19 protein-coding genes are annotated in these 18,039 nt (G+C 71.6%); 14 read left to right on the top strand and 5 right to left on the bottom strand.

Annotation, left to right across the window (positions count from 1 at the left end):
• Positions 1–32: 32 nt before the first annotated feature.
• Complete coding sequence (locus GNT64_RS12825; RefSeq protein WP_156679872.1) at positions 33–443, top strand: GFA family protein; 411 nt, start codon at positions 33–35, stop codon at positions 441–443.
• A 25-nt stretch (positions 444–468) separates the two neighbouring features.
• Here the strand turns inward: GNT64_RS12825 and GNT64_RS12820 are convergent, their stop codons facing one another.
• Positions 469–1,116 carry an RBBP9/YdeN family alpha/beta hydrolase gene (locus tag GNT64_RS12820; protein WP_231638992.1) on the bottom strand — a complete coding sequence of 216 codons (648 nt, stop codon included), beginning with the start codon at positions 1,114–1,116 and terminating at the stop codon, positions 469–471.
• A gap of 134 nt (positions 1,117–1,250) precedes the next feature.
• Between GNT64_RS12820 and GNT64_RS12815 the strand changes: the two genes are divergently transcribed.
• From GNT64_RS12815 to proC, 5 genes are all read left to right on the top strand, one after another.
• Positions 1,251–2,036, top strand: a complete 786-nt coding sequence (locus GNT64_RS12815) for a TlyA family RNA methyltransferase (RefSeq protein ID WP_197276980.1) — start codon at positions 1,251–1,253, stop codon at positions 2,034–2,036.
• A 110-nt stretch (positions 2,037–2,146) separates the two neighbouring features.
• Positions 2,147–2,701, top strand: coding sequence for a TspO/MBR family protein (locus GNT64_RS12810; protein ID WP_156681613.1), 555 nt, complete (start codon positions 2,147–2,149; stop codon positions 2,699–2,701).
• 25 nt (positions 2,702–2,726) lie between these two features.
• Positions 2,727–3,056 carry an accessory factor UbiK family protein gene (locus GNT64_RS12805; RefSeq protein WP_156679870.1) on the top strand — a complete coding sequence of 110 codons (330 nt, stop codon included), beginning with the start codon at positions 2,727–2,729 and terminating at the stop codon, positions 3,054–3,056.
• A gap of 105 nt (positions 3,057–3,161) precedes the next feature.
• Positions 3,162–3,671 carry a type III secretion system chaperone family protein gene (locus tag GNT64_RS12800; protein WP_156679869.1) on the top strand — a complete coding sequence of 170 codons (510 nt, stop codon included), beginning with the start codon at positions 3,162–3,164 and terminating at the stop codon, positions 3,669–3,671.
• Positions 3,668–4,495: a pyrroline-5-carboxylate reductase gene (gene proC, locus GNT64_RS12795; protein WP_277873226.1), complete on the top strand. Its 828-nt coding sequence runs from the start codon at positions 3,668–3,670 to the stop codon at positions 4,493–4,495. Before GNT64_RS12800 ends, proC begins: the two co-directional genes overlap by 4 nt.
• Before the next feature lie 78 nt (positions 4,496–4,573).
• On the opposite strand, the gene GNT64_RS12790 is transcribed toward proC, so the two are convergent.
• Positions 4,574–5,965: a helix-turn-helix domain-containing protein gene (locus GNT64_RS12790; protein ID WP_156679868.1), complete on the bottom strand. Its 1,392-nt coding sequence runs from the start codon at positions 5,963–5,965 to the stop codon at positions 4,574–4,576.
• A 224-nt stretch (positions 5,966–6,189) separates the two neighbouring features.
• On the opposite strand from GNT64_RS12790, the gene GNT64_RS12785 reads away from it, so the two are divergent.
• Positions 6,190–8,163: a sensor histidine kinase gene (locus GNT64_RS12785; protein WP_156679867.1), complete on the top strand. Its 1,974-nt coding sequence runs from the start codon at positions 6,190–6,192 to the stop codon at positions 8,161–8,163.
• Positions 8,160–8,522, top strand: coding sequence for a response regulator (locus tag GNT64_RS12780; RefSeq protein ID WP_156679866.1), 363 nt, complete (start codon positions 8,160–8,162; stop codon positions 8,520–8,522). The genes GNT64_RS12785 and GNT64_RS12780 overlap by 4 nt, the downstream gene beginning before the upstream one ends.
• 17 nt (positions 8,523–8,539) lie before the next feature.
• Here GNT64_RS12780 and GNT64_RS12775 read toward each other — a convergent pair whose 3' ends face one another.
• Positions 8,540–9,862 carry an amidohydrolase gene (locus GNT64_RS12775; RefSeq protein ID WP_156679865.1) on the bottom strand — a complete coding sequence of 441 codons (1,323 nt, stop codon included), beginning with the start codon at positions 9,860–9,862 and terminating at the stop codon, positions 8,540–8,542.
• Between the two features lie 50 nt (positions 9,863–9,912).
• On the opposite strand from GNT64_RS12775, the gene GNT64_RS12770 reads away from it, so the two are divergent.
• The 6 genes from GNT64_RS12770 to GNT64_RS12745 all read left to right on the top strand — a co-directional run bounded on the left by GNT64_RS12770 (position 9,913) and on the right by GNT64_RS12745 (position 17,081).
• Positions 9,913–10,740: an ATP-binding protein gene (locus tag GNT64_RS12770; RefSeq protein WP_231638991.1), complete on the top strand. Its 828-nt coding sequence runs from the start codon at positions 9,913–9,915 to the stop codon at positions 10,738–10,740.
• A 122-nt stretch (positions 10,741–10,862) separates the two neighbouring features.
• Complete coding sequence (locus GNT64_RS12765) at positions 10,863–12,863, top strand: 2-oxoacid:acceptor oxidoreductase subunit alpha (RefSeq protein ID WP_156679863.1); 2,001 nt, start codon at positions 10,863–10,865, stop codon at positions 12,861–12,863.
• Entirely contained in the window at positions 12,860–13,894 is a 1,035-nt protein-coding gene (locus GNT64_RS12760; RefSeq protein WP_156679862.1) for a 2-oxoacid:ferredoxin oxidoreductase subunit beta, read from the top strand. Before GNT64_RS12765 ends, GNT64_RS12760 begins: the two co-directional genes overlap by 4 nt.
• Entirely contained in the window at positions 13,891–14,331 is a 441-nt protein-coding gene (locus tag GNT64_RS12755; RefSeq protein WP_156679861.1) for a hypothetical protein, read from the top strand. Before GNT64_RS12760 ends, GNT64_RS12755 begins: the two co-directional genes overlap by 4 nt.
• 15 nt (positions 14,332–14,346) lie before the next feature.
• A complete protein-coding gene (locus GNT64_RS12750; protein ID WP_156679860.1) occupies positions 14,347–15,717 on the top strand; it encodes a cryptochrome/photolyase family protein in 1,371 nt (456 codons plus the stop codon).
• 62 nt (positions 15,718–15,779) lie between these two features.
• Positions 15,780–17,081, top strand: coding sequence for an SAM-dependent methyltransferase (locus GNT64_RS12745; RefSeq protein ID WP_156679859.1), 1,302 nt, complete (start codon positions 15,780–15,782; stop codon positions 17,079–17,081).
• 17 nt (positions 17,082–17,098) lie between these two features.
• Here the strand turns inward: GNT64_RS12745 and GNT64_RS12740 are convergent, their stop codons facing one another.
• Both GNT64_RS12740 and GNT64_RS12735 read right to left on the bottom strand, forming a co-directional pair.
• Positions 17,099–17,278 (bottom strand): DUF2256 domain-containing protein, encoded by a 180-nt coding sequence (locus tag GNT64_RS12740; protein WP_156681611.1) that lies wholly within the window; start codon positions 17,276–17,278, stop codon positions 17,099–17,101.
• A complete protein-coding gene (locus GNT64_RS12735; RefSeq protein WP_156679858.1) occupies positions 17,275–18,018 on the bottom strand; it encodes an SDR family NAD(P)-dependent oxidoreductase in 744 nt (247 codons plus the stop codon). Before GNT64_RS12735 ends, GNT64_RS12740 begins: the two co-directional genes overlap by 4 nt.
• Between the last annotated feature and the right edge of the window lie 21 nt (positions 18,019–18,039).

Below are 18,039 nucleotides of genomic sequence, written 5' to 3'. Positions count from 1 at the left end.
CCGCCGCCCGATCGGACGAGGAGGGGCGCGACATGGATCGGCAGACGGACCAGCGGCGGGTGACGGGCGGGTGCCTGTGCGGCGACGTGCGGATCGCCGCATCCGGGCCGCCGTACCGCGTCGGCCTGTGTCACTGCCTGGACTGCCGCAAGCATCATGGCGCGCTGTTCCAGGCCACCGCCATCTTTCCGCAGGAGGCGGTGACGATCACCGGCGAGACGCGCGACTATGCCGGTCGCGCCTTCTGCCCGCGCTGCGGCTCCTCCGTCTTCGCGCGCAGCGCCGACGAGATCGAGGTGGCGCTCGGCATATTGGACGCGCCCGACCTGCTGGTGCCGACCTATGAGAGCTGGACGGTGCGCCGCGAAGCCTGGCTGCCGCCCTTCCCGCTGGCGCACCGATACGAGCGCGATCGCGATCCGGCGGGTCGCTACGAGGATTGAGGCGGCGCCGCGGCGCGCCTCTGGGCTACGGCCGCGCCTCGGTGGCGATCATCGCCTGCACCTCGGCCAGCGCCGCACCATGCGCCATCGGCCCTTCCGCCGCGCCGATCAGGCGATCGAGCAGCGCCTGCCCCTCGTGCCACAGGCCGATGCCGCTCTCGGCATTGATGTGGCCGTGCGCGCCGATCTCGACATGGTGGCTGCCCCAGTCCCGCGCCATGTCGAAGCTGCGCTGCACGCTGGCATAGGGATCGTCGTCGCTGGCGACCAGGATCGAGGGAAAGGGCAGCGACACGCGCGGCGACGGCGCGAAGCCCCGGATGGCGGCGCAGGCGCCCGCCCGGTCCACGTCGGGCGGGGCCACCAGCAGCGCGCCGGCGACCGGCCAGCCCCACGGCTGCCCGGCCAGTTCCGCCCACCACGCCACGGCGAGGCAGCCCAGGCTGTGCGCGGCGAGGATGATCGGCGCCTTCGCGGTGCGGATCGCCTGATCCAGCTTCGTCACCCACACGTTGCGGTGCGGGCTGTCCCACATGCCGAGATCGACGCGCGCGGTATCGCCGCGCGACGATTCCCACAGGCTCTGCCAGTGCGCCGGACCGGAGCCGCCGAGGCCCGGAACCGTGAGGATGAGCGGCCGCCGGCCGCTGAAATCGGAAACTGCCTGCGCCACGCACCGTCTCCCGATCGATCGCCTCGCGAAGCTGCGAGTCGTGGACCGGAGATTATGTCTATCTGAGCGATTAACAAGAGGCTTCACGCCCGATTGCGGCTTTAATGAGGCAGGCCGATCGGGCATGGCGGGCCATGGCGAAGGCATCATCCAAGGGGGCGCTGAAGGGCAGTCGGGCGGACCAGCTGCTCGTCGATCGCGGGCTGGTGGAAAGCCGCGCGCGGGGGCAGGCGCTGATCCTGGCTGGCCTCGTCTTCAGCGGCGATCGCCGGATCGACAAGGCCGGGCAGGCGCTGCCGGCCGAGGCGCCGATCGAGGTGCGCGGGCGCGATCATCCGTGGGTGTCGCGCGGCGGCGTGAAGCTGGCCCACGGGCTGGCGCATTTCGGCTGGACGGTGGCGGGCGCGGTGGCGATCGACGTGGGCTCCTCCACCGGCGGCTTCACCGACGTGCTGCTGACGAACGGCGCCGCGCGCGTCTACGCCGTGGATTCGGGCACCAACCAGCTCGCCTGGCGGCTGCGATCGGACGATCGCGTGATCGTGCACGAGCAGACCAACGCCCGCCACCTGACGGCGGCGCACGTGCCCGAGGCGGTGGACCTGATCGTGTGCGACGCCAGCTTCATCGGCCTGGCCAAGGTGCTGGCGACGCCGCTGGGTTTTGCCAAGGCGGACGGCCGGCTGATGGCGCTGGTGAAGCCGCAGTTCGAGGCGGCGCGCAACGAGATCGGCAAGGGCGGCGTGGTGCGCGATCAGGCGGTGCGGGATCGCGTGTGCGATGAGGCGGCGGCGTGGCTGACGGCCGCCGGATGGCGGGTCGAGGGGATCGTGGAGAGCCCGATCACCGGCCCGGAGGGCAATGTGGAGTATCTGATCGCCGCGCATCGCGCCGGCGACGGCCCAGCGCGCGCCGGTTGAGGCCGCAAACTTCCCGCCCGCTTGTCCTATCGCTGGACAGCGTCGCTGCATAACGGGCAGTAGGGCGCGAATCGCCGGAAATGGCTGGAATCGGGATCGTGATGCGCGGATTGGGCCAGGTCGCTTCCAAGCAGCAGCTGCGCATGGCCTTCCTGCGCTGGGCGATCGTCATCGTGCCGCTGGTGCTGATGCTCGGCATCCTCTCCGGCCGGCTGTCCGGCTCCGGGTTCGGCAATCCGTGGTTCGCGGCGCTCGCCAAGCCGGCGTTCATGCCGCCCGGCTGGGCCTTCGGCGCCGCCTGGACGATCCTCTACCTCCTGATCGGCTTCGCCTTCGCGATGATCGTGGCGGCGCGCGGCGCCCGCCGGCGCGGCCTGGCGATCGGCCTGTTCGTGGCGCAGCTGGCGCTGAACCTCGCCTGGTCGCCGCTGTTCTTCGCCGGCCACCAGGTCTCCGCCGCGCTGATCCTGATGATCGTGCTGATCGTGCTCGCCGCCGCCACGACCCTGGCGTTCGCCCGCATCCGCCCGGTCGCCGGCACGCTGATGCTGCCCTATCTGGCGTGGCTGCTGTTCGCCGGCGCGCTGAACCTCACGATCGACCGGATGAACCCGGATGCGGAGGCGCTTGCGCCCGGCACCGCGCGCACCCAGATCATGCCCTGACGCGCCCTTCCCGGAGAGACATTCGATGCAGTCCGACAATCGCTTCTTCGACGATCTGGTGAAGATGGTGAACGGCGCCGCCGGCACGTTCGCCGGCATGGGCCGCGAGGCCGAGGCGAACGCCCGCGCCAAGGCGCGCGAGTGGATCGGCGGCCTCGACTTCATCGGCCGCGACGAGTTCGAGGCGGTGAAGGCGATGGCCGCCGCCGCGCGCGACGAGGCCGACGCGCTGCGCCGCCGGCTCGACGCGCTGGAGAAGAGCGGCGATCATGCGCCGACGACCGACGATCCCACGCCCCACGCGCCCGCTGGCGGCCCGGCTGCGGAGGGAAGCGGCGTCGATTTCCCGGAGTAACCACATTAATCCACGTCATTCGTGGCCGCGCCGGCCGCCGCCCGCTTGCAAGCGACGCAACACTATAGGAAGGCAGGCGCTGGAACGGGCCGCGAGAGGGCGAGGATGACGGTCGACGATTTCGAGCAGGGGCGGGACGCGAGCGCGCCGATCGAGATGCTCGAACATTATTTCAGCGCCCACGGCTGGACCCACGAGCGCAACGGCGACGAGGAGATCGTCGCCAACTTCCAGGGCAGCTGGACGCAATATGAGCTGCGCGCGGTCTGGCGCGACGAGGATCGCGTGCTGCAGTTCCTGGCGCTGCCCGACGTGCGCGTGCCGGCCGACAAGCGCGCGGCGATCTACGAGACGCTGGGCCTGATCAACGAGCAGTTGTGGATCGGCCACTTCGAGATGTGGGCGTCTTCCGGCATGCTGCTGTTCCGCCACGCGGCGCTGCTGGACAGCAGCGCCGAGCCGGTGCTGTCGATCGACCAGGCCGAGACGCTGGTGGAGGCGGCGATCGACGAGTGCGAGCGCTTCTACCCCGTCTTCCAGTTCGTCCTGTGGGCCGACAAGACGCCGCAGGAGGCGATCGCCGCCGCCCTGATCGAGACGCAGGGCGAGGCGTGAGCGGGGCGGCCGGCGGTCCGGTCCGCGACGGCCCGGTCTGGCTGGTCGGCGCCGGCAACATGGGCGGAGCGATGCTGCGCGGCTGGATCGCGGCGGGGCGCGATCCGCGCACGATCGTGGTGATAGATCCGGGTGCTGCGGATATGCCGGCCGGCGTGCTGGCGCTGCCGGCGCCACCGCCCGACGGCGCGGCGCCGGCGGTGCTGGTGCTGGCGGTGAAGCCCCAGCTGCTCGATCGCGTGGCGCCGGCGCTGGCGCCGATGCTGGCGGCGGAGACGCTGCTCGTCTCGATCCTGGCCGGGGTGGAGATCGCTTCGCTGAAGGCGCGTTTCGCTGCGCCGGAGACGATCGTGCGCTGCATGCCGAACCTGCCGGCGGCGATCGGCCGGGGCGTGACGGCGCTCTACTCGCCGCGCCTGACGCGGGACGTGCGGGAGGTGGCGACCGGGCTGGTCGCGCCGCTGGGCGACGTCGAGTGGATCGACGAGGAGGGCTTGTTCGACGCGGTGACGGCGCTGTCCGGCTGCGGCCCGGCCTTCCTGTTCCGCTTCGTCGAGGCGATGGCCGCGGCGGGCGAGGAACTGGGCCTGCCGGCCGATCAGGCGGCGCGGCTGGCGCTGGCGACGGTCGCCGGATCGGCGACGATGGCGGCCGGCGCAGACGAGCCGCCCGCGACCCTCGCCGATCGCGTGGCGAGCCCCGGCGGCAGCACGCGCGAGGGGCTGAACGTGCTGGACGCGGACGGGGCTATCATGGCGCTGATGCGGCGGACGCTGGCCGCCTCCGCCCGGCGCAACGCCGAGCTGGCGGCGGCGGCGCGGTAGGGACGCCACCCGCCTGCCGTCGCTCCAGCGCGGGCTGGAGCCCATGTCTCTCCTTTTCCTCGAAAGGGAGTAGCGCGATCAGTCGGTGGCGAAGGTGAAGGGGGTCAGGCCGCGCTCGCGGTCGTTCAGCAGCAGCGGGCGGCCGATCGGCGGGGCGGCGCGCTGCGGGCAGTCGATGCGCGTGCAGTGGCGGCAGCCGAGGCCGATCGGCGCCGCCGGCCCCACCTTCAGATCGAGCCCGCGCGCATCGGTGAGCGGGGCCGCGTGATCGGCGGCGAGGCCCAGCGCCACGGCGAACTCGGCGCGGATGCCGTTCGGCGAGCGGGATTGCGGGCGGACGGTGCGCGCGAGGGTGAACCAGCGGCCGCCATCCTCCAGCTCGACGAGCTGGCGGACCAGCTCGCCCGGGCGATCGAAGGCGTGGTGCACCCGCCACAGCGGGCAGCGCCCCGTCGATTCCACCAGCCGCGCCGCCGACGCACCGGCGAACCGCTTGGACGACTGGCCGGCGCGATCGATGCGCAGCATGAAGAAGGGCAGGCCGCGCGCGCCGACCCGGCTCAGCGTCGTCAGCCGGTGGGCCACCATCTCGAACCCGGCGTTGAAGCGGCGCTGGAGCAGATCGAGATCGTAGCCGGTCCGCTCGCAGGCGCGCAGGAAGCGACCATAGGGCATCATCAGCGCGGCGGCGAAATAGGAGTGGAGATGGCGGCGGTAGAGCCGCTCGGCCACCCGCTCGCCGAAGGCTGCGCCGGCGACCAGCGCCTCCACCTCGGCCTTCGCCTCCAGCTGGGCGAGCTGGAACGCGGCCTGGAAGCTGCGCGAGGCGGGATCGAGCATCTCCGAGAGCTGGAGCTGGCGGGCGTGCAGATCGAGCCGGCGGAGGCGATCGGGCATGACGTCGATCGGCAGGATGCGGATGACCAGGCGGTGCTTAACGCGCAGCCGCTCGGCGATGGCGCCGTAGATGTCGGCATCGTCCAGTCGCAGCGTATCGGCCAGCGTCTCGGCGGCGGCGTCCAGATCGGCGAAGTGGTTGCGCCAGCGCTCGATCTCGCGGCGCACGGCGGCGATCGCTTCGTCCTCGCCGGCGGCGGCGGGCGCGCCGCCCTCGCGCAGGCGATCGAAGGCGCGGGCGAACGCCTCGGCGCCGCCGGGCGCGGCGGCGAGCCACTCCTCCACCTCGGCGCGGTCGATCGGCAGATCGGCGAACAGCGGATCGGCGAGGCGGCGGCGCAGCGCATCGGCGCCGCCGCCGGGCTCCTCCGCGGCCAGGCTGCGCGGATCGAAATCGAACAGGTCGGCCAGCCGCAGCATCAGCGCGGCGGTGAGCGGGCGCTGGTTGCGCTCGATCAGGTTCAGGTAGCTGGGCGAGACCGCGATGCGTTCCGCCATGGCGGCCTGGGTGAGGCCGGCGGTGCGGCGCAGCCGGCGCACGCGGTGGCCGGCGAAGATCTTCCGTTCGGCCATCTCTACCCCCCGCCGGCCGCAGCGTGTCAGGAACTTTACAGCGCCACAAGCCGGCAGACCGATCAGGTGGCCGAAAGCGCGAATGTGGTGGATTTCGGTAACACCCCGGCGCGATTGTCCGGCATCCTCACTCGGGCGGAACGATCGCCATTAGCATAGGTTACGGGCTCGGCTGGCTGTGATCAGGTCGCGTATCGTGTTCGAAGGGGGGAAGGGATGCATGCATGAACCGCGACATGCGTGAGCCCGGCTGGTTCGCGAGCGGCGGCGGCGACATGGGCGAGCGGATTCGCGGCCATGACTGGGCCGCGACGCCCCTCGGCCCGCCGGAGCGATGGCCGCACGCCCTGCACCTCTCCCTCGGCATCTGCCTGAACTCCAGCTTTCCGATCGCGATCTACTGGGGCCCGGGGCTACACCTGCTCTATAATGACGGCTGGTCGCCAATCCCCGGCAAGCGCCACCCGCATGCGCTGGGCCAGCCGGCGCATCTGGTGTGGCCAGATATCTGGCCGATCGTCGGCCCGCAGTTCGCGGACGTGATCGCGTCCGGCCGGGGCTATTCCACTGCCGACCAGCATCTGCCGATGACGCGATCCGGTCGGCTGGAGGAGAGCTACTGGGATTACAGCTTCACCCCGATTACCGGCGACGACGGCCGTGTCGCCGGCATCCTGAACCAGGGCCACGAAGTGACGGACCGCGTGTTCGAGCGGCAGCGCCACGCGCTGCTGCTGCCGCTGGCGGACCGGCTGCGCGCGATCGACGATGCCGATGCGATCGCGGCGGCGGCGGTCGATGCGCTGGGCGCGCACCTGGGCTGCGCGCGCGCCGGCTATGCCGAGATGGATCTCGCCGCCGGCACCTACACCGTGACGCACAACTGGCGGCGCGACGCGGACGTGGCCGAGCTGCGCGGCACCCACGCGCTGGGCGCGTTCGGCGTGGACCTGCACGACGCGCTGAGCACGGGCGCCGTCTTCGCGGTGGACGATGCGCTGGAGGACCGGCGGGTGGCGGGCCGGCCCGTGGCGGAACGCTACCGCGCGGCGGGCATCCGCGCCGGGCTGGTGGTGCCGGTGCTGAAGGGCGGCCAATATGCCGCCGCCATCTTCGTGCACGACGATGCGCCGCGCTGCTGGACGAACCATCACGAGACCCTGCTCTCCAGCGTCGCCGAGCGGATCTGGGAGGAGCGCGGTCGCGCGCGGAGCGCCCGGTCGCTGCGCGAGAGCGAGGGGCGCTACCGCCTGATCTTCGAGCAGGCGAACGACATCATCTTCACCGCCGATCTGACGCAGACGATCACCGCCGCCAACCCCGCCGCCGGCGCCGCGCTGGGGGTGCCGCCGGACGCGCTGACCGGCCGATCGATCGCGGAGTTCGTGGCGCCCGACGATCTGGCGCGGACCAGCGGGATGCTGCGCCGCAAGCTCGCGGCGGGCGGCACCACCCGCTACGAGGTGCCGGTGATCGGCAAAGACGGCGCCAGCATGCGCTGGGACATCAATTCCAGCCTGGCGATCGACGATGCCGGTCAGCCGACGGGCCTGCACGCGATCGCCCGCGACGTGACGGAGCGGCACGCGCACGAGGAGAGCCAGCGCCGCCTGATCAACGAGCTGAACCACCGGGTTAAGAACATGCTGGCGCTGGTGCAGGCGCTGGCGATGCAGAGCTTCAAGGGCGATCGGCCGGTGGAGGAATCGCAGGCCGGCTTCCAGGCGCGGCTGGCGGCCCTCGCCTCCGCCCACGACCTGCTGACGCGTGAGAAGTGGGAGGGGGCGACCCTGCAGGAGATCGTGGGCGCGGCCGTGCTGCCGCTGGCGCCGGAGCGCGATCGGGTGGCGATCGGCGGGCCGGCGGTGGCGCTGGCCCCCAAGCTCGCCGTATCGCTGGTCATGGCCTTCCACGAGCTTGCGACGAACGCGATCCGCTACGGCGCGCTGGCGGGCGAGGCGGGCGCGGTGGACGTCCACTGGGATCGCCTGCCCGGCGGCCGCCTGGCGATCGGCTGGCACGAGCGTGGCGGCCCGCCGGTCGCGCCGCCCGCCCGACGCGGCTTCGGCCTGCGGATGGTGGAGCGGGTGCTGGCCAAGGATCTGGCCGCCAAGGTGGCGATCGACTTTCCCGCCACCGGCTTCTCCTGCCTCATCGAGGCGCCGCTGCCGGCACCCGCGGCGGGGATCGCGGCATGACGGGGCCGCGCGCCGGCACCCGCGTGCTGATCGTGGAGGACGAGCCGATCATCGCGATGACGGCGGAGGACATCATCGAGGAGATGGGCTGCATTGTCGCCGGCAGCGCCGCCACGCTGGAACAGGCGACGGCGCTGGCGGCGGCGGGCGGCTTCGACGTGGCGATGCTGGACATCAACCTGAACGGCGAGACGAGCCTGCCCGTGGCGGCGGCGCTGCACGCGGCGGGCACCCCCTTCGTCTTCACCACCGGCTATGGCAGCGCCGGGCCGGGCAGCGACTTCAGCGGGGTGGAGGTGGTGAAGAAGCCGTACCGCGCGATCGACCTCGCCTGCGCGCTGGGCCGGCTGGCCCGCTGAGCGGCCAACCCTCTTACCTACTTCTTCAATATGGTGAGCGCGGCGATCGTCATCGCCTCCGTCGCGGTGGCGATCGTCGGCTCGGCATCGGGCGCCCAATAGGGGCTGTGCAGCGAGGGCAGCTTGGTCGGGTCGCCACCGGCCGCCATCCATTTCGCCTGGGGCACGCCGCCGACGCGGAACAGCAGGCTCTGGATCGAGGGATCGGCGAGCGCGTAGCGGCTGAAATCCTCGCCGCCCATCTCGGCCTTCACCTGCTCGACCTTGTTCTCGCCGAAACGCTGGCGGAAGACGGCGACGATGCGATCGGTCAGCGGCTGGGTGTTGCGGGTTGCGGGCGTGTAGGTGAGGGCGGGGGTGACGACGGGCATCCTGTCTTCCGGCATGCCGGCGGCGATCGCCTCGCCCCGCGCGATCCGGGCGATGCCGTCCAGCAGATGCTGCCGCACCTCCGGCGCATAGCTGCGCACGGTGAGCTGCAGCCGGGCCTCATCCGGGATGATGTTGTGCTTGGACCCGGCATGGAAGCTGCCGACGGTGACGACGGCGCTGTCGACGGGCGCCGTCTCGCGCGAGACCAGCGTCTGCAGGGTGCCGACGATGCGCGCCGCCAGCACGACCGGATCCTTGGTGAGATGCGGGTAGGCGCCGTGGCCGCCGACACCCTTCACCAGGATGTCGACCGAGTCGACGTTGGCCATCGCGTAGCCGTCGGCATAGCCGATCGTGCCGGCCGGCAGCGAGGCGGAATCGTGGAAGGCGATCACGACCGACGGCTTGGGAAAGCGCGTGTAGAGCCCGTCCTCCAGCATCGCCTTGGCGCCGCCACCGATCTCCTCGGCGGGCTGGCCGATCATCACCAGCGTGCCGGACCACTTGTCCTTCATCGCCGCCAGCCGGCGGGCGGTGCCGATCCACGTCGTCATGTGCGTATCGTGGCCGCAGGCGTGCATCACGCCCGTCTCCACGCCGCCGGCCGCCACCGCCTTGGCCGTGCTGGCATAAGGCAGGCCGGTCTGCTCCACCACGGGCAGCGCGTCCATGTCCGCGCGCAGCAGCAGCACCGGGCCGGGGCCGTTCCGCATGACCGCGACGACGCCTGTCCCGCCGACGCCGGTGGTGACGGTGAAGCCGGCCTTGCGCGCCTCTGCGGCGAGGATGGCGGCGCTGCGCGTCTCGGCGAAGCCCAGCTCGGGATGGGCGTGGAGATCGCGGTAGATGGCGAGCAGGCCGGGCATGTCGCCGCGCACCGCCTGGGTGAGCGGCGTCGGCGATGGCGCCGCGGCGAGCACAGGGGCTGCGGCGAACGCGGCGGCGAGAGCGAGGAGCGGCTTGTGCATCGCGCCAGACTGACAGATTGCACCTGCCGGGCAAGGGGAGAGGAGAAGGGGTGAGCGCGGAAACCAAGAAGGATGTGCTGGCGCGCATCGCCGAGGCGCTGGAGCGGCTGGCGCCGGCGCCGCCCGTGCCGGCCGATCCGGCGGCGCACCCGGCCTATGTGTGGCGCGCGGGCGGGCTGGCGGCGGCGCGGGCCTTTGCGCCGCTGCCGCTGTCGCTGCTGAGCGGGGTGGAGGCGCAGAAGGCGGCGCTGCTGGAGAATGGCCGCCGGCTGGCCCAAGGCCACGCCGCGCATGACGTGCTGCTGTGGGGCGCGCGCGGCGCCGGCAAGTCCGCGCTGGTGAAGGCCAGCGTCGGCGCTTTGCAGGCCGAGGGCTATTGCATCGCGCTGATCGAGGTGGCGGCGGAGCATCTGGAGCAACTGCCCGCATTGTTCGCGCTGATCGCCGGGGCGGATCGCGCCTACGTCCTGTTCGTCGACGATCTCGGCTTCGAGGAGGGGAGCGCCGCGCCGCGCCTGCTGCGATCGCTGCTGGAAGGCGGAGCGGAGGCGCGGCCCGGCAATGCGCGGCTGTACGTGACGGCCAATCGCCGCCACATCGTCTCCCGCAGCCTCGCCGAGCAGGACGACCCGATCAACCCGCGCGACGTGGTGGACGACAAGCTGGCGCTGGCCGACCGCTTCGGCCTGAGCCTGGGCTTCCACGTGTGCGACCAGTCGACCTACGTGGCGATGGTGGCGGGCTATGCGGCGAAGCTGGGCCTGCCGTTCGACGAGAAGGAGGCGATCGCCTGGGCGACGCAGCGCGGCAGCCGATCCGGCCGGGTGGCGTGGCAATATGTGGTGGAGCTGGCCGGGCGCGAGGGCCGGGCGCTGTAGATCCGTGGCGCCGCGTGCCTTGCCGGGCGAAGCGAACGCTCTCCGCCGCCGACATTTTCTTCTTTGAGGGGGTATCGCGGCGGGTCTAGGGAAACCGGCATACTGAAAAGGTTGCACCTGCGATGGCCTCTGCCGTTCACGAATTGACCCCCGCCGAAGCCCATGCCGATCCGGCGCCCGAGGCGATCGTGGTGCGCTTCGCCGGCGATTCGGGTGACGGGATGCAGCTGACGGGCGGGCAGTTCACCCTTTCCACGGCGCTGGCGGGCAACGATCTGGCGACCTTCCCCGACTTTCCGGCCGAAATCCGCGCGCCGCAGGGCACGCTGTTCGGCGTCTCCGCCTTCCAGATCAACTTCGGATCGACGGCGATCGAGACGGCGGGCGATGCGCCCGACGTGCTGATCGCGATGAACCCGGCGGCGCTGAAGACGAATGTCGGCGCGCTGAAGCCCGGCGGCCTCATCATCGCCGACGAGGGCGAGTTCGGCGCCCGCAACCTGGCCAAGGCGCAGTATCAGGTGAGCCCGCTCGCCGACGGCAGCCTCGCGAAGTGGCGGCTGATGACGCTCAACATCTCCCAGCTGACGATGGACGCGGTGAAGCCGTTCGGCCTCGGCAACAAGGAGGCGCTGCGCTGCAAGAACATGTGGACGCTGGGCCTGGCGCTGTGGATGTTCGATCGCGATCGCGGGCCGATCGTCGACTGGCTGAAGGCAAAGTTCGCCAAGGCGCCGGTGCTGGCGGAGGCCAACATCGCCGCGCTGAACGCCGGCCACGCCTTTGGCGACACGGCCGAGATGTCCGCCGACGTGCGCCAGCACCACGTGCCGGCCGCCCCTTCCGAACCCGGCCTCTACCGCACGGTGACGGGGGCGGAGGCGATATCGGACGGGCTGGTGGCGGGCGCGCAGCTGGCCGGCGTGAAGATGTTCTTCGGCGGCTATCCGATCACGCCGGCCTCGGCGATCCTGCACCATCTCTCCCGCCTCAAGGAATATGGCGTCACCACCTTCCAGGCGGAGGACGAGATCGCCGCGATCGCGAGTGCGATCGGCGCCTCCTATGCCGGGCAGCTCGGCGTCACCTCCTCCTCCGGCCCCGGCATCGCGCTGAAGGGCGAGGCGATGGGGCTGGCGATCATGACCGAGCTGCCGCTGGTGATCGTCAATTCGCAGCGTGGCGGGCCTTCGACGGGCCTGCCGACCAAGACCGAGCAGTCCGATCTCTACCAGGCCGTCTACGGCCGCAACGGCGACGCGCCGATGCCGGTGATCGCCGCCCGGTCGCCGGCCGACGCATTCGACTGCGCGATCGAGGCGGTGCGGCTCGCCACGCAGTTCATGACGCCGGTGATGCTGCTGACGGACGGCTACATCGCCAATGCCGCCGAGCCGTGGAAGGTGCCCGACATGAGCACCTACGCGCCCTTCCCGGTGCGGTATCTGGATGCGGTGCCGGAAGGCGGCTTCAAGCCCTATGCGCGCGACGCGAAGCTGGCGCGGCCGTGGGTGAAGCCGGGCACGCCGGGCCTGCTGCACCGCATCGGCGGGATCGAGAAGCAGGTGGATACCGGCCACCTCGATTACTCGCCGGCCAACCACCAGGCGATGACCGACCTGCGCGCCGGCAAGGTGAACGGCATCGCCGACCATATCCCGGAACAGGCGGTGGAGCTGGGCGAGACCCGCGGGCGGCTGGCGATCGTCGGCTGGGGATCGACCTTCGGGCCGATCCACCAGGCGGTGCGGCGCGCCCGCGCGCGCGGGATGGACGTGGCCCACATCCACATCCGCCACGTCTGGCCGCTGCCGCGCAACCTGGGCGCGCTGCTGCGCGGCTACGACAAGGTGATCGTGCCGGAAATGAACACCGGCCAGCTGAAGACGGTGCTGCGTGACCAGTATCTGGTCGACGCGCGGCCGCTCACGAAGGTCAGCGGCCAGCCCTTCCGCATCGCCGAGATCGAGGATGCGATCGCCGCCGCGCTCGGCTCCGCCCATGGCGGGGAGGGCGAGGTGCCGGCATCGGCCGGGCAGCTGCCGAACCCGGTGGGCGCCGAAGATCTGGAAACCGCCGGCATCCACGTCGGCTCGAACCGCAGCCCGGAACCCCGCTCATGAACGACATGACCGCGATCAAGACGACGCCGAAGGATTGGGAGACCGACCAGGAGGTGCGCTGGTGCCCCGGCTGCGGCGACTATGCCGTGCTGAAGGCCGTGCAGCGGACGATGCCGGAACTGGGCGTGCGGCCCGAGAATGTCGTGTTCGTCAGCGGCATCGGCTGCTCCAGCCGCTTCCCTTATTATATGGAGACGTACGGCTTCCACACCATCCACGGCCGCGCGCCGGCGGTGGCGACGGGCGTGAAGCTGGCCAATCCGGAACTGGACGTGTGGATCATCACCGGCGACGGCGACGCGCTGTCGATCGGCGGCAACCACACGATGCACCTGCTCAGGCGCAATCTCGATTGCCAGATCCTGCTGTTCAACAACGAGATATACGGGCTGACCAAGGGGCAATATTCGCCCACCAGCCGCGTCGGCACGCGATCGCCCTCCACCCCGTTCGGATCGGTCGACCGGCCGGCCAGCGCCTGCGCGTTCGCGCTGGGATCGGGCGCGCGGTTCATCGCCCGGGCGATCGACACGCACAAGAACCTGCCCGCCGTGCTGAAGGCGGCGCACGCCCACAAGGGCGCGAGCTTCGTCGAGATCTACCAGAATTGCATCGTCTACAATGACGACGTGTTCGCCCCCTTCACCGAGAAGAAGAACGCGGCCGAGATGCAGATCTGGCTGGAGCATAACAAGCCGATCCTGTTCGCCGGCGGCGCGAAGGGGCTGACCCTGGACCGCGCCGACCTGAAGCTGCACGTGGTGGACGTGGCGGACGGCGACTGGCAGGCCGCCGGCGTGATCGTGCACGATCGCACGAACCACGGCATCGCCCAGATGCTGATCGATCTCGGCCCGGCAGACGGGATGCCGGTGGCGCTTGGCGTGATCTACGATCATCCGCGCCCCACCTTCGACCGTGCCGTCGTCGAGCAGAATGCGGCGGCGGCGGCGGGAAAGAAGCCGGACCTCCAGGCGTTGATCTCCAAGGGCCAGACCTGGCAGGTCGAGAAGGAGCCGCACGCCTCATGATCGCAACCGTCCTCGCGCTGGTGGCCGCCGCGCCGGCTGTCGCCCAGGCCACGCCGCCGACGCCGCCGGGCCAGCCGCGCGGCGCGGCGGCGATGAAGGCGCTCGGCATGTCCGATGCCGGAGTCGCGGTGCTGCGCCGGCAGAGCGCGCCCGATCCCGATGCCAAGGCGCTGCTCGCGAAGCGGCAGGCGATGCGCGCGAAGCTGGCGGAGGCGGCGGCCGCCACCCCGTTCGACGTCGACGCGTTCGCCGCTCTGCTGCGCGAATCCTCGCTGATGGAAGCGTCGGCCCGGTCGCGCAGCGAGGAGCGGATCGTCACCACCCTGAAGGCGCTGCCGGCCGCCGATCGCCCGATCTTCGCCAAGGCGGTGTTCGGTGCCGGCGGCCCGCCGCCCGCGCCGCCGGGGCCGCCCCCGCCGCCGCGCCCGGCGCCCTGATCCGCAGACGGCTGCGTGGCCGATCCCGTCCTGCTCTGGTTCCGCCAGGATCTGCGGCTGGCGGACCAGGTGGCGCTGGTCGCCGCCGCCGGCGAGGGGCCGGTGGTGCCGGTCTACGTGCTGGACGATGCGGCGCCCGGTGACTGGCGGATCGGCGGCGCGCAGCGCTGGTGGCTGCACCACAGCCTGACCGCTCTGGCGGAGGCGCTGAAGGCGAAGGGCGTTCCCCTGATCCTGCGGCGCGGCGACAGCGCCGACGAGATCGCGCGGCTGGCGGCGGAGGTGGGCGCCCGCCGCGTCCACGCGCTCCACCATCTCGAACCGTGGTGGCGGGCGGCCGAGGCGGCGGTGGCCGGGCGGCTCGACCTCTGCCTGCACGACGGCACGCGGCTGCTGCCGCCGGAGCGCGTGCTGACCGGCACGGGCGGCCGCTATCGCATGTTCACCGCCTTCTGGCGCGCGCTGGAGCAGCAGATGCCGCCCCCGGCGCCGCTGCCCGCGCCGAAGCGGATCGAGGCGGTCGCGCGCCCGCCGGCATCGGACCGGCTGGCGGACTGGGCGCTGCTGCCGACGAAGCCGGACTGGGCCGGCGGCTTTGCCGAGTGGACGCCGGGCGAGGCGGGCGCGACGGCGGAGCTCGACCGCTTCCTGCCTGCCCTCGCCGACTATGGCGTCGCGCGGAACCTGCCGTCGCAGACGGGCACGTCGCGCCTCTCGCCGCACCTGCACCATGGCGAAATCTCGCCGGCGACGGTGTGGCACCGGGCCGCCGCGGCGGACCGGGGCCACGCGGGCCCGTTCCTGCGCGAACTCGCCTGGCGGGACTTCACCGGCAATATCATCGACCAATATGGCGACTATGGCGATCGCAACGGCCGCGCCGCCTATGATGCGATGCCGTGGCGCACCGGCAAGGCGGCCGACGCCGACTTCAACGCCTGGACGAAGGGCCGCACCGGCTATCCGATCGTCGATGCCGGGATGCGCCAGCTGTGGGCGACGGGCTGGATGCACAATCGCGTGCGGATGATCGCCGCCTCCTTCGTCATCAAGCATCTGCTGATCGACTGGCGCCGCGGCGAGCGCTGGTACTGGGACACGCTGGTGGACGCCGATTACGGCAACAACAGCGTGAACTGGCAGTGGGTGGCGGGCACCGGCATCGATTCCAATCCGTTCGGCCGGATGATGGCGCCGCTGGTGCAATCCCCCAAGTTCGACGCCGGCGATTACATCCGCACCTGGGTGCCGGAACTGGCCGACGTGCCGGACGCGGCGATCCACGATCCGCACGGCGCCGGCCTGGCGCCTGCCGCCTACCCCGCGCCGCTGATCGGCCATCGCGAGGCGCGGGAGCGGGCGCTGGCGGCGGCGAAGCGGGTGTGATGGCGATCGGGCCGTCGCGCTGGCCATTGCGAATCGGCGCGATCGGACACAGGTAACAGGCGATGGACGTGCACACCTCGTCGCCCCCACCTCCCCCCGCCGGCGTGTCGCGCGGGCGGCACCTGCTCACCGCCGATCGCGGCTTCGCGACCGGGGCGGGCTGGCTGTCCCGCCTGATCGCGCCGGGCTTCCACTCGCTGCTGGACCGGATCGATCGCGGGCTGGAGCATGGCGCGCTGGAGGCGACCCTGCCGGACGGGACGCGGCGGCTGCTGGGCGGGCGCGGGCCGGGGCCGGCGGTGATCGTCGATCTCGTCAGCTGGCGGGCGCTGCTGCGGCTGATGACGACGGGTTCGGTCGGCTGGTATCGCGCCTGGGCCGAGGGTGAGTGGACCAGCCCCGATCCGGTGGCCTTGTTCGCCCTGTTCATGCTCAACCGGCGGACCCTGGGCGGCACCGCGCGCGCCAAGGGCTGGGGCCGGATGGTGAACCGCGCCGCTCATGCCTTCCGCCGCAACAGCCGGACGCGGGCTAAGCGCAACATCCGTTTCCACTACGATCTGGGCAACGATTTCTACGCCGCCTGGCTTGATCGCGGCATGGCCTATTCCAGCGCGCTGTTCGCCGAGCCGATCGGCCCGCGCGAGAGCCTGGAGGTGGCGCAGGCGCGCAAGGTAAAGGCGCTGCTCGCCCGGCTGGACCTGCGGCCCGGCCAGCGGCTGCTGGAGATCGGCTGCGGCTGGGGCGGCCTGGCCGAGGTGGCGGCGCGCGATTTCGGTGTCGAGGTGGTCGGCATCACGCTGTCGGAGTCGCAGCAGGCCTATGCCGATGCGCGGATGGCGGCGGCGGGCCTTTCCGGCCGGGTGGGCATCGAGCTGGCGGATTATCGCGATGTCGCCGGCACCTACGATGCGGTGGCCAGCGTCGAGATGGTGGAGGCGGTGGGCGCGGAATATTGGCCGGCCTACATGCAGGCGATCGCCCGCGCGCTGAAGCCGGGCGGGCGCGCCGCGATCCAGTTCATCACGATCGACGACGCGATCTTCGAACGCTACGCCGCCAGCGCCGACTTCATCCAGACCTACGTCTTTCCCGGCGGCATGCTGGTATCGGAGAGCCGCTTCCGCGCGGCGGCGGAGGCGGCGGGCCTCGCGTGGAGCGAGCCGCATCGCTTCGGCCTCCATTATGCCGAGACGCTCCGCCGCTGGCGCGACGCCTACGACATGGCGGACGAGGAGGGGCGGCTGCCGCCCGGCTTCGACCCGGCCTTCGCGCGGTTGTGGCGCTATTACCTGATGTACTGCGAGGGCGGCTTCCGGGGCGGCGGCATCGACGTGGCGCAGGTGACGCTGACGCGGACGTGACCAGGCGCCGTACCTTGTTATCGATCGGCCGCGTTCGGATCGGTCTTCGCGCCGGCGGCGCGGCAGCGGTCCGAGCAGTATCTCACCTGCTCCCAGTCCCGCGCCCACTTCTTGCGCCAGGCGAACGGGCGGTGGCAGCTGGCGCAGTCCTTCGTGGGCAGATTCAGTTTCTTGTGGGTCGTCGCCCCGCTCCTCAGACCGCCTCGACCTGATCGCGCGCCGAGCCCGCGACGCGCAGGCGGAAGCCGGTGGCGAAGGGCTCGGCGATGAAGCGCAGGATGGCGGCGGCGGCGGCATCCGGCGTCTGGATCGTGCCGGCATCCTCGCCGGGATAGGCGCGGGCGCGCATGGCGGTGGCGGTGGCGCCGGGATCGACGATGGCGACGCGCACCCTGCTGATCGCCTTCATCTCCTCCGCATAGCTCAGCAGCAGCGTCTCGAACGCGGCCTTCGAGGCGCCATAGGCCCCCCAGTAAGCGCGCGGCTTCTGCGCGACGGAGGATGTGAGGCCGACGATGCGGGCATCGTCGCTGGCGCGCAGCATCGGATCGAAGGCGGCGATCATCGCCTGCTGCGCGGTGACGTTGAGGGTGAAGAGGCGGGCGAACTCCTTCGGGTCGATCGCCGGCACCGGCGTGAGCGTGCCGAGCATCGCCGCGTTCAGCACCAGCAGGTCGAGCGACTGCCAGCGGCCGGCGACAGCGGTGGCGAGGCGGGCGATGGAATCGTTCTCGGCCAGGTCGAGCGGCGCAATGGTGGCGGTGCCGCCGGCCTCGTGAATCCGCTGCTCCACCTCCTCCAGCCCGCCGGCGGTGCGCGCCGTCAGCACCACATGCGCGCCCGCTTGGCCCAGCGCCAGCGCGGTCGCCGCGCCGATGCCGCGCGAGGCGCCGGTGACGAGCGCGAGGCGCCCGGAGAGCAGCTTCTGTTCGGACATTCCGTTTCGATCCCTGGCGCT

Origin of the sequence: Sphingomonas profundi (genome assembly GCF_009739515.1) — a bacterium.
In the GTDB taxonomy this organism is placed as follows: Bacteria; Pseudomonadota; Alphaproteobacteria; order Sphingomonadales; family Sphingomonadaceae; genus Alterirhizorhabdus; species Alterirhizorhabdus profundi.
Note: the sequence above shows the minus strand (reverse complement) of the source record. Positions and strands in the feature narration are given on the sequence as shown.

Bases quoted from the DNA above. Each gene is read 5' to 3' on its own strand.
- GNT64_RS12825 (WP_156679872.1), top strand. From the start codon at position 33: ATGGATCGGCAGACGGACCAGCGGCGGGTGACGGGCGGGTGCCTGTGC.
- GNT64_RS12745 (WP_156679859.1), top strand. From the start codon at position 15,780: ATGGACGTGCACACCTCGTCGCCCCCACCTCCCCCCGCCGGCGTGTCG.
- GNT64_RS12755 (WP_156679861.1), top strand. From the start codon at position 13,891: ATGATCGCAACCGTCCTCGCGCTGGTGGCCGCCGCGCCGGCTGTCGCC.
- GNT64_RS12780 (WP_156679866.1), top strand. From the start codon at position 8,160: ATGACGGGGCCGCGCGCCGGCACCCGCGTGCTGATCGTGGAGGACGAG.
- GNT64_RS12760 (WP_156679862.1), top strand. From the start codon at position 12,860: ATGAACGACATGACCGCGATCAAGACGACGCCGAAGGATTGGGAGACC.
- GNT64_RS12800 (WP_156679869.1), top strand. From the start codon at position 3,162: ATGACGGTCGACGATTTCGAGCAGGGGCGGGACGCGAGCGCGCCGATC.
- GNT64_RS12735 (WP_156679858.1), bottom strand. From the start codon at position 18,018: ATGTCCGAACAGAAGCTGCTCTCCGGGCGCCTCGCGCTCGTCACCGGC.
- GNT64_RS12785 (WP_156679867.1), top strand. From the start codon at position 6,190: ATGAACCGCGACATGCGTGAGCCCGGCTGGTTCGCGAGCGGCGGCGGC.
- GNT64_RS12775 (WP_156679865.1), bottom strand. From the start codon at position 9,862: ATGCACAAGCCGCTCCTCGCTCTCGCCGCCGCGTTCGCCGCAGCCCCT.
- GNT64_RS12805 (WP_156679870.1), top strand. From the start codon at position 2,727: ATGCAGTCCGACAATCGCTTCTTCGACGATCTGGTGAAGATGGTGAAC.
- GNT64_RS12765 (WP_156679863.1), top strand. From the start codon at position 10,863: ATGGCCTCTGCCGTTCACGAATTGACCCCCGCCGAAGCCCATGCCGAT.
- GNT64_RS12790 (WP_156679868.1), bottom strand. From the start codon at position 5,965: ATGGCCGAACGGAAGATCTTCGCCGGCCACCGCGTGCGCCGGCTGCGC.
- GNT64_RS12815 (WP_197276980.1), top strand. From the start codon at position 1,251: ATGGCGAAGGCATCATCCAAGGGGGCGCTGAAGGGCAGTCGGGCGGAC.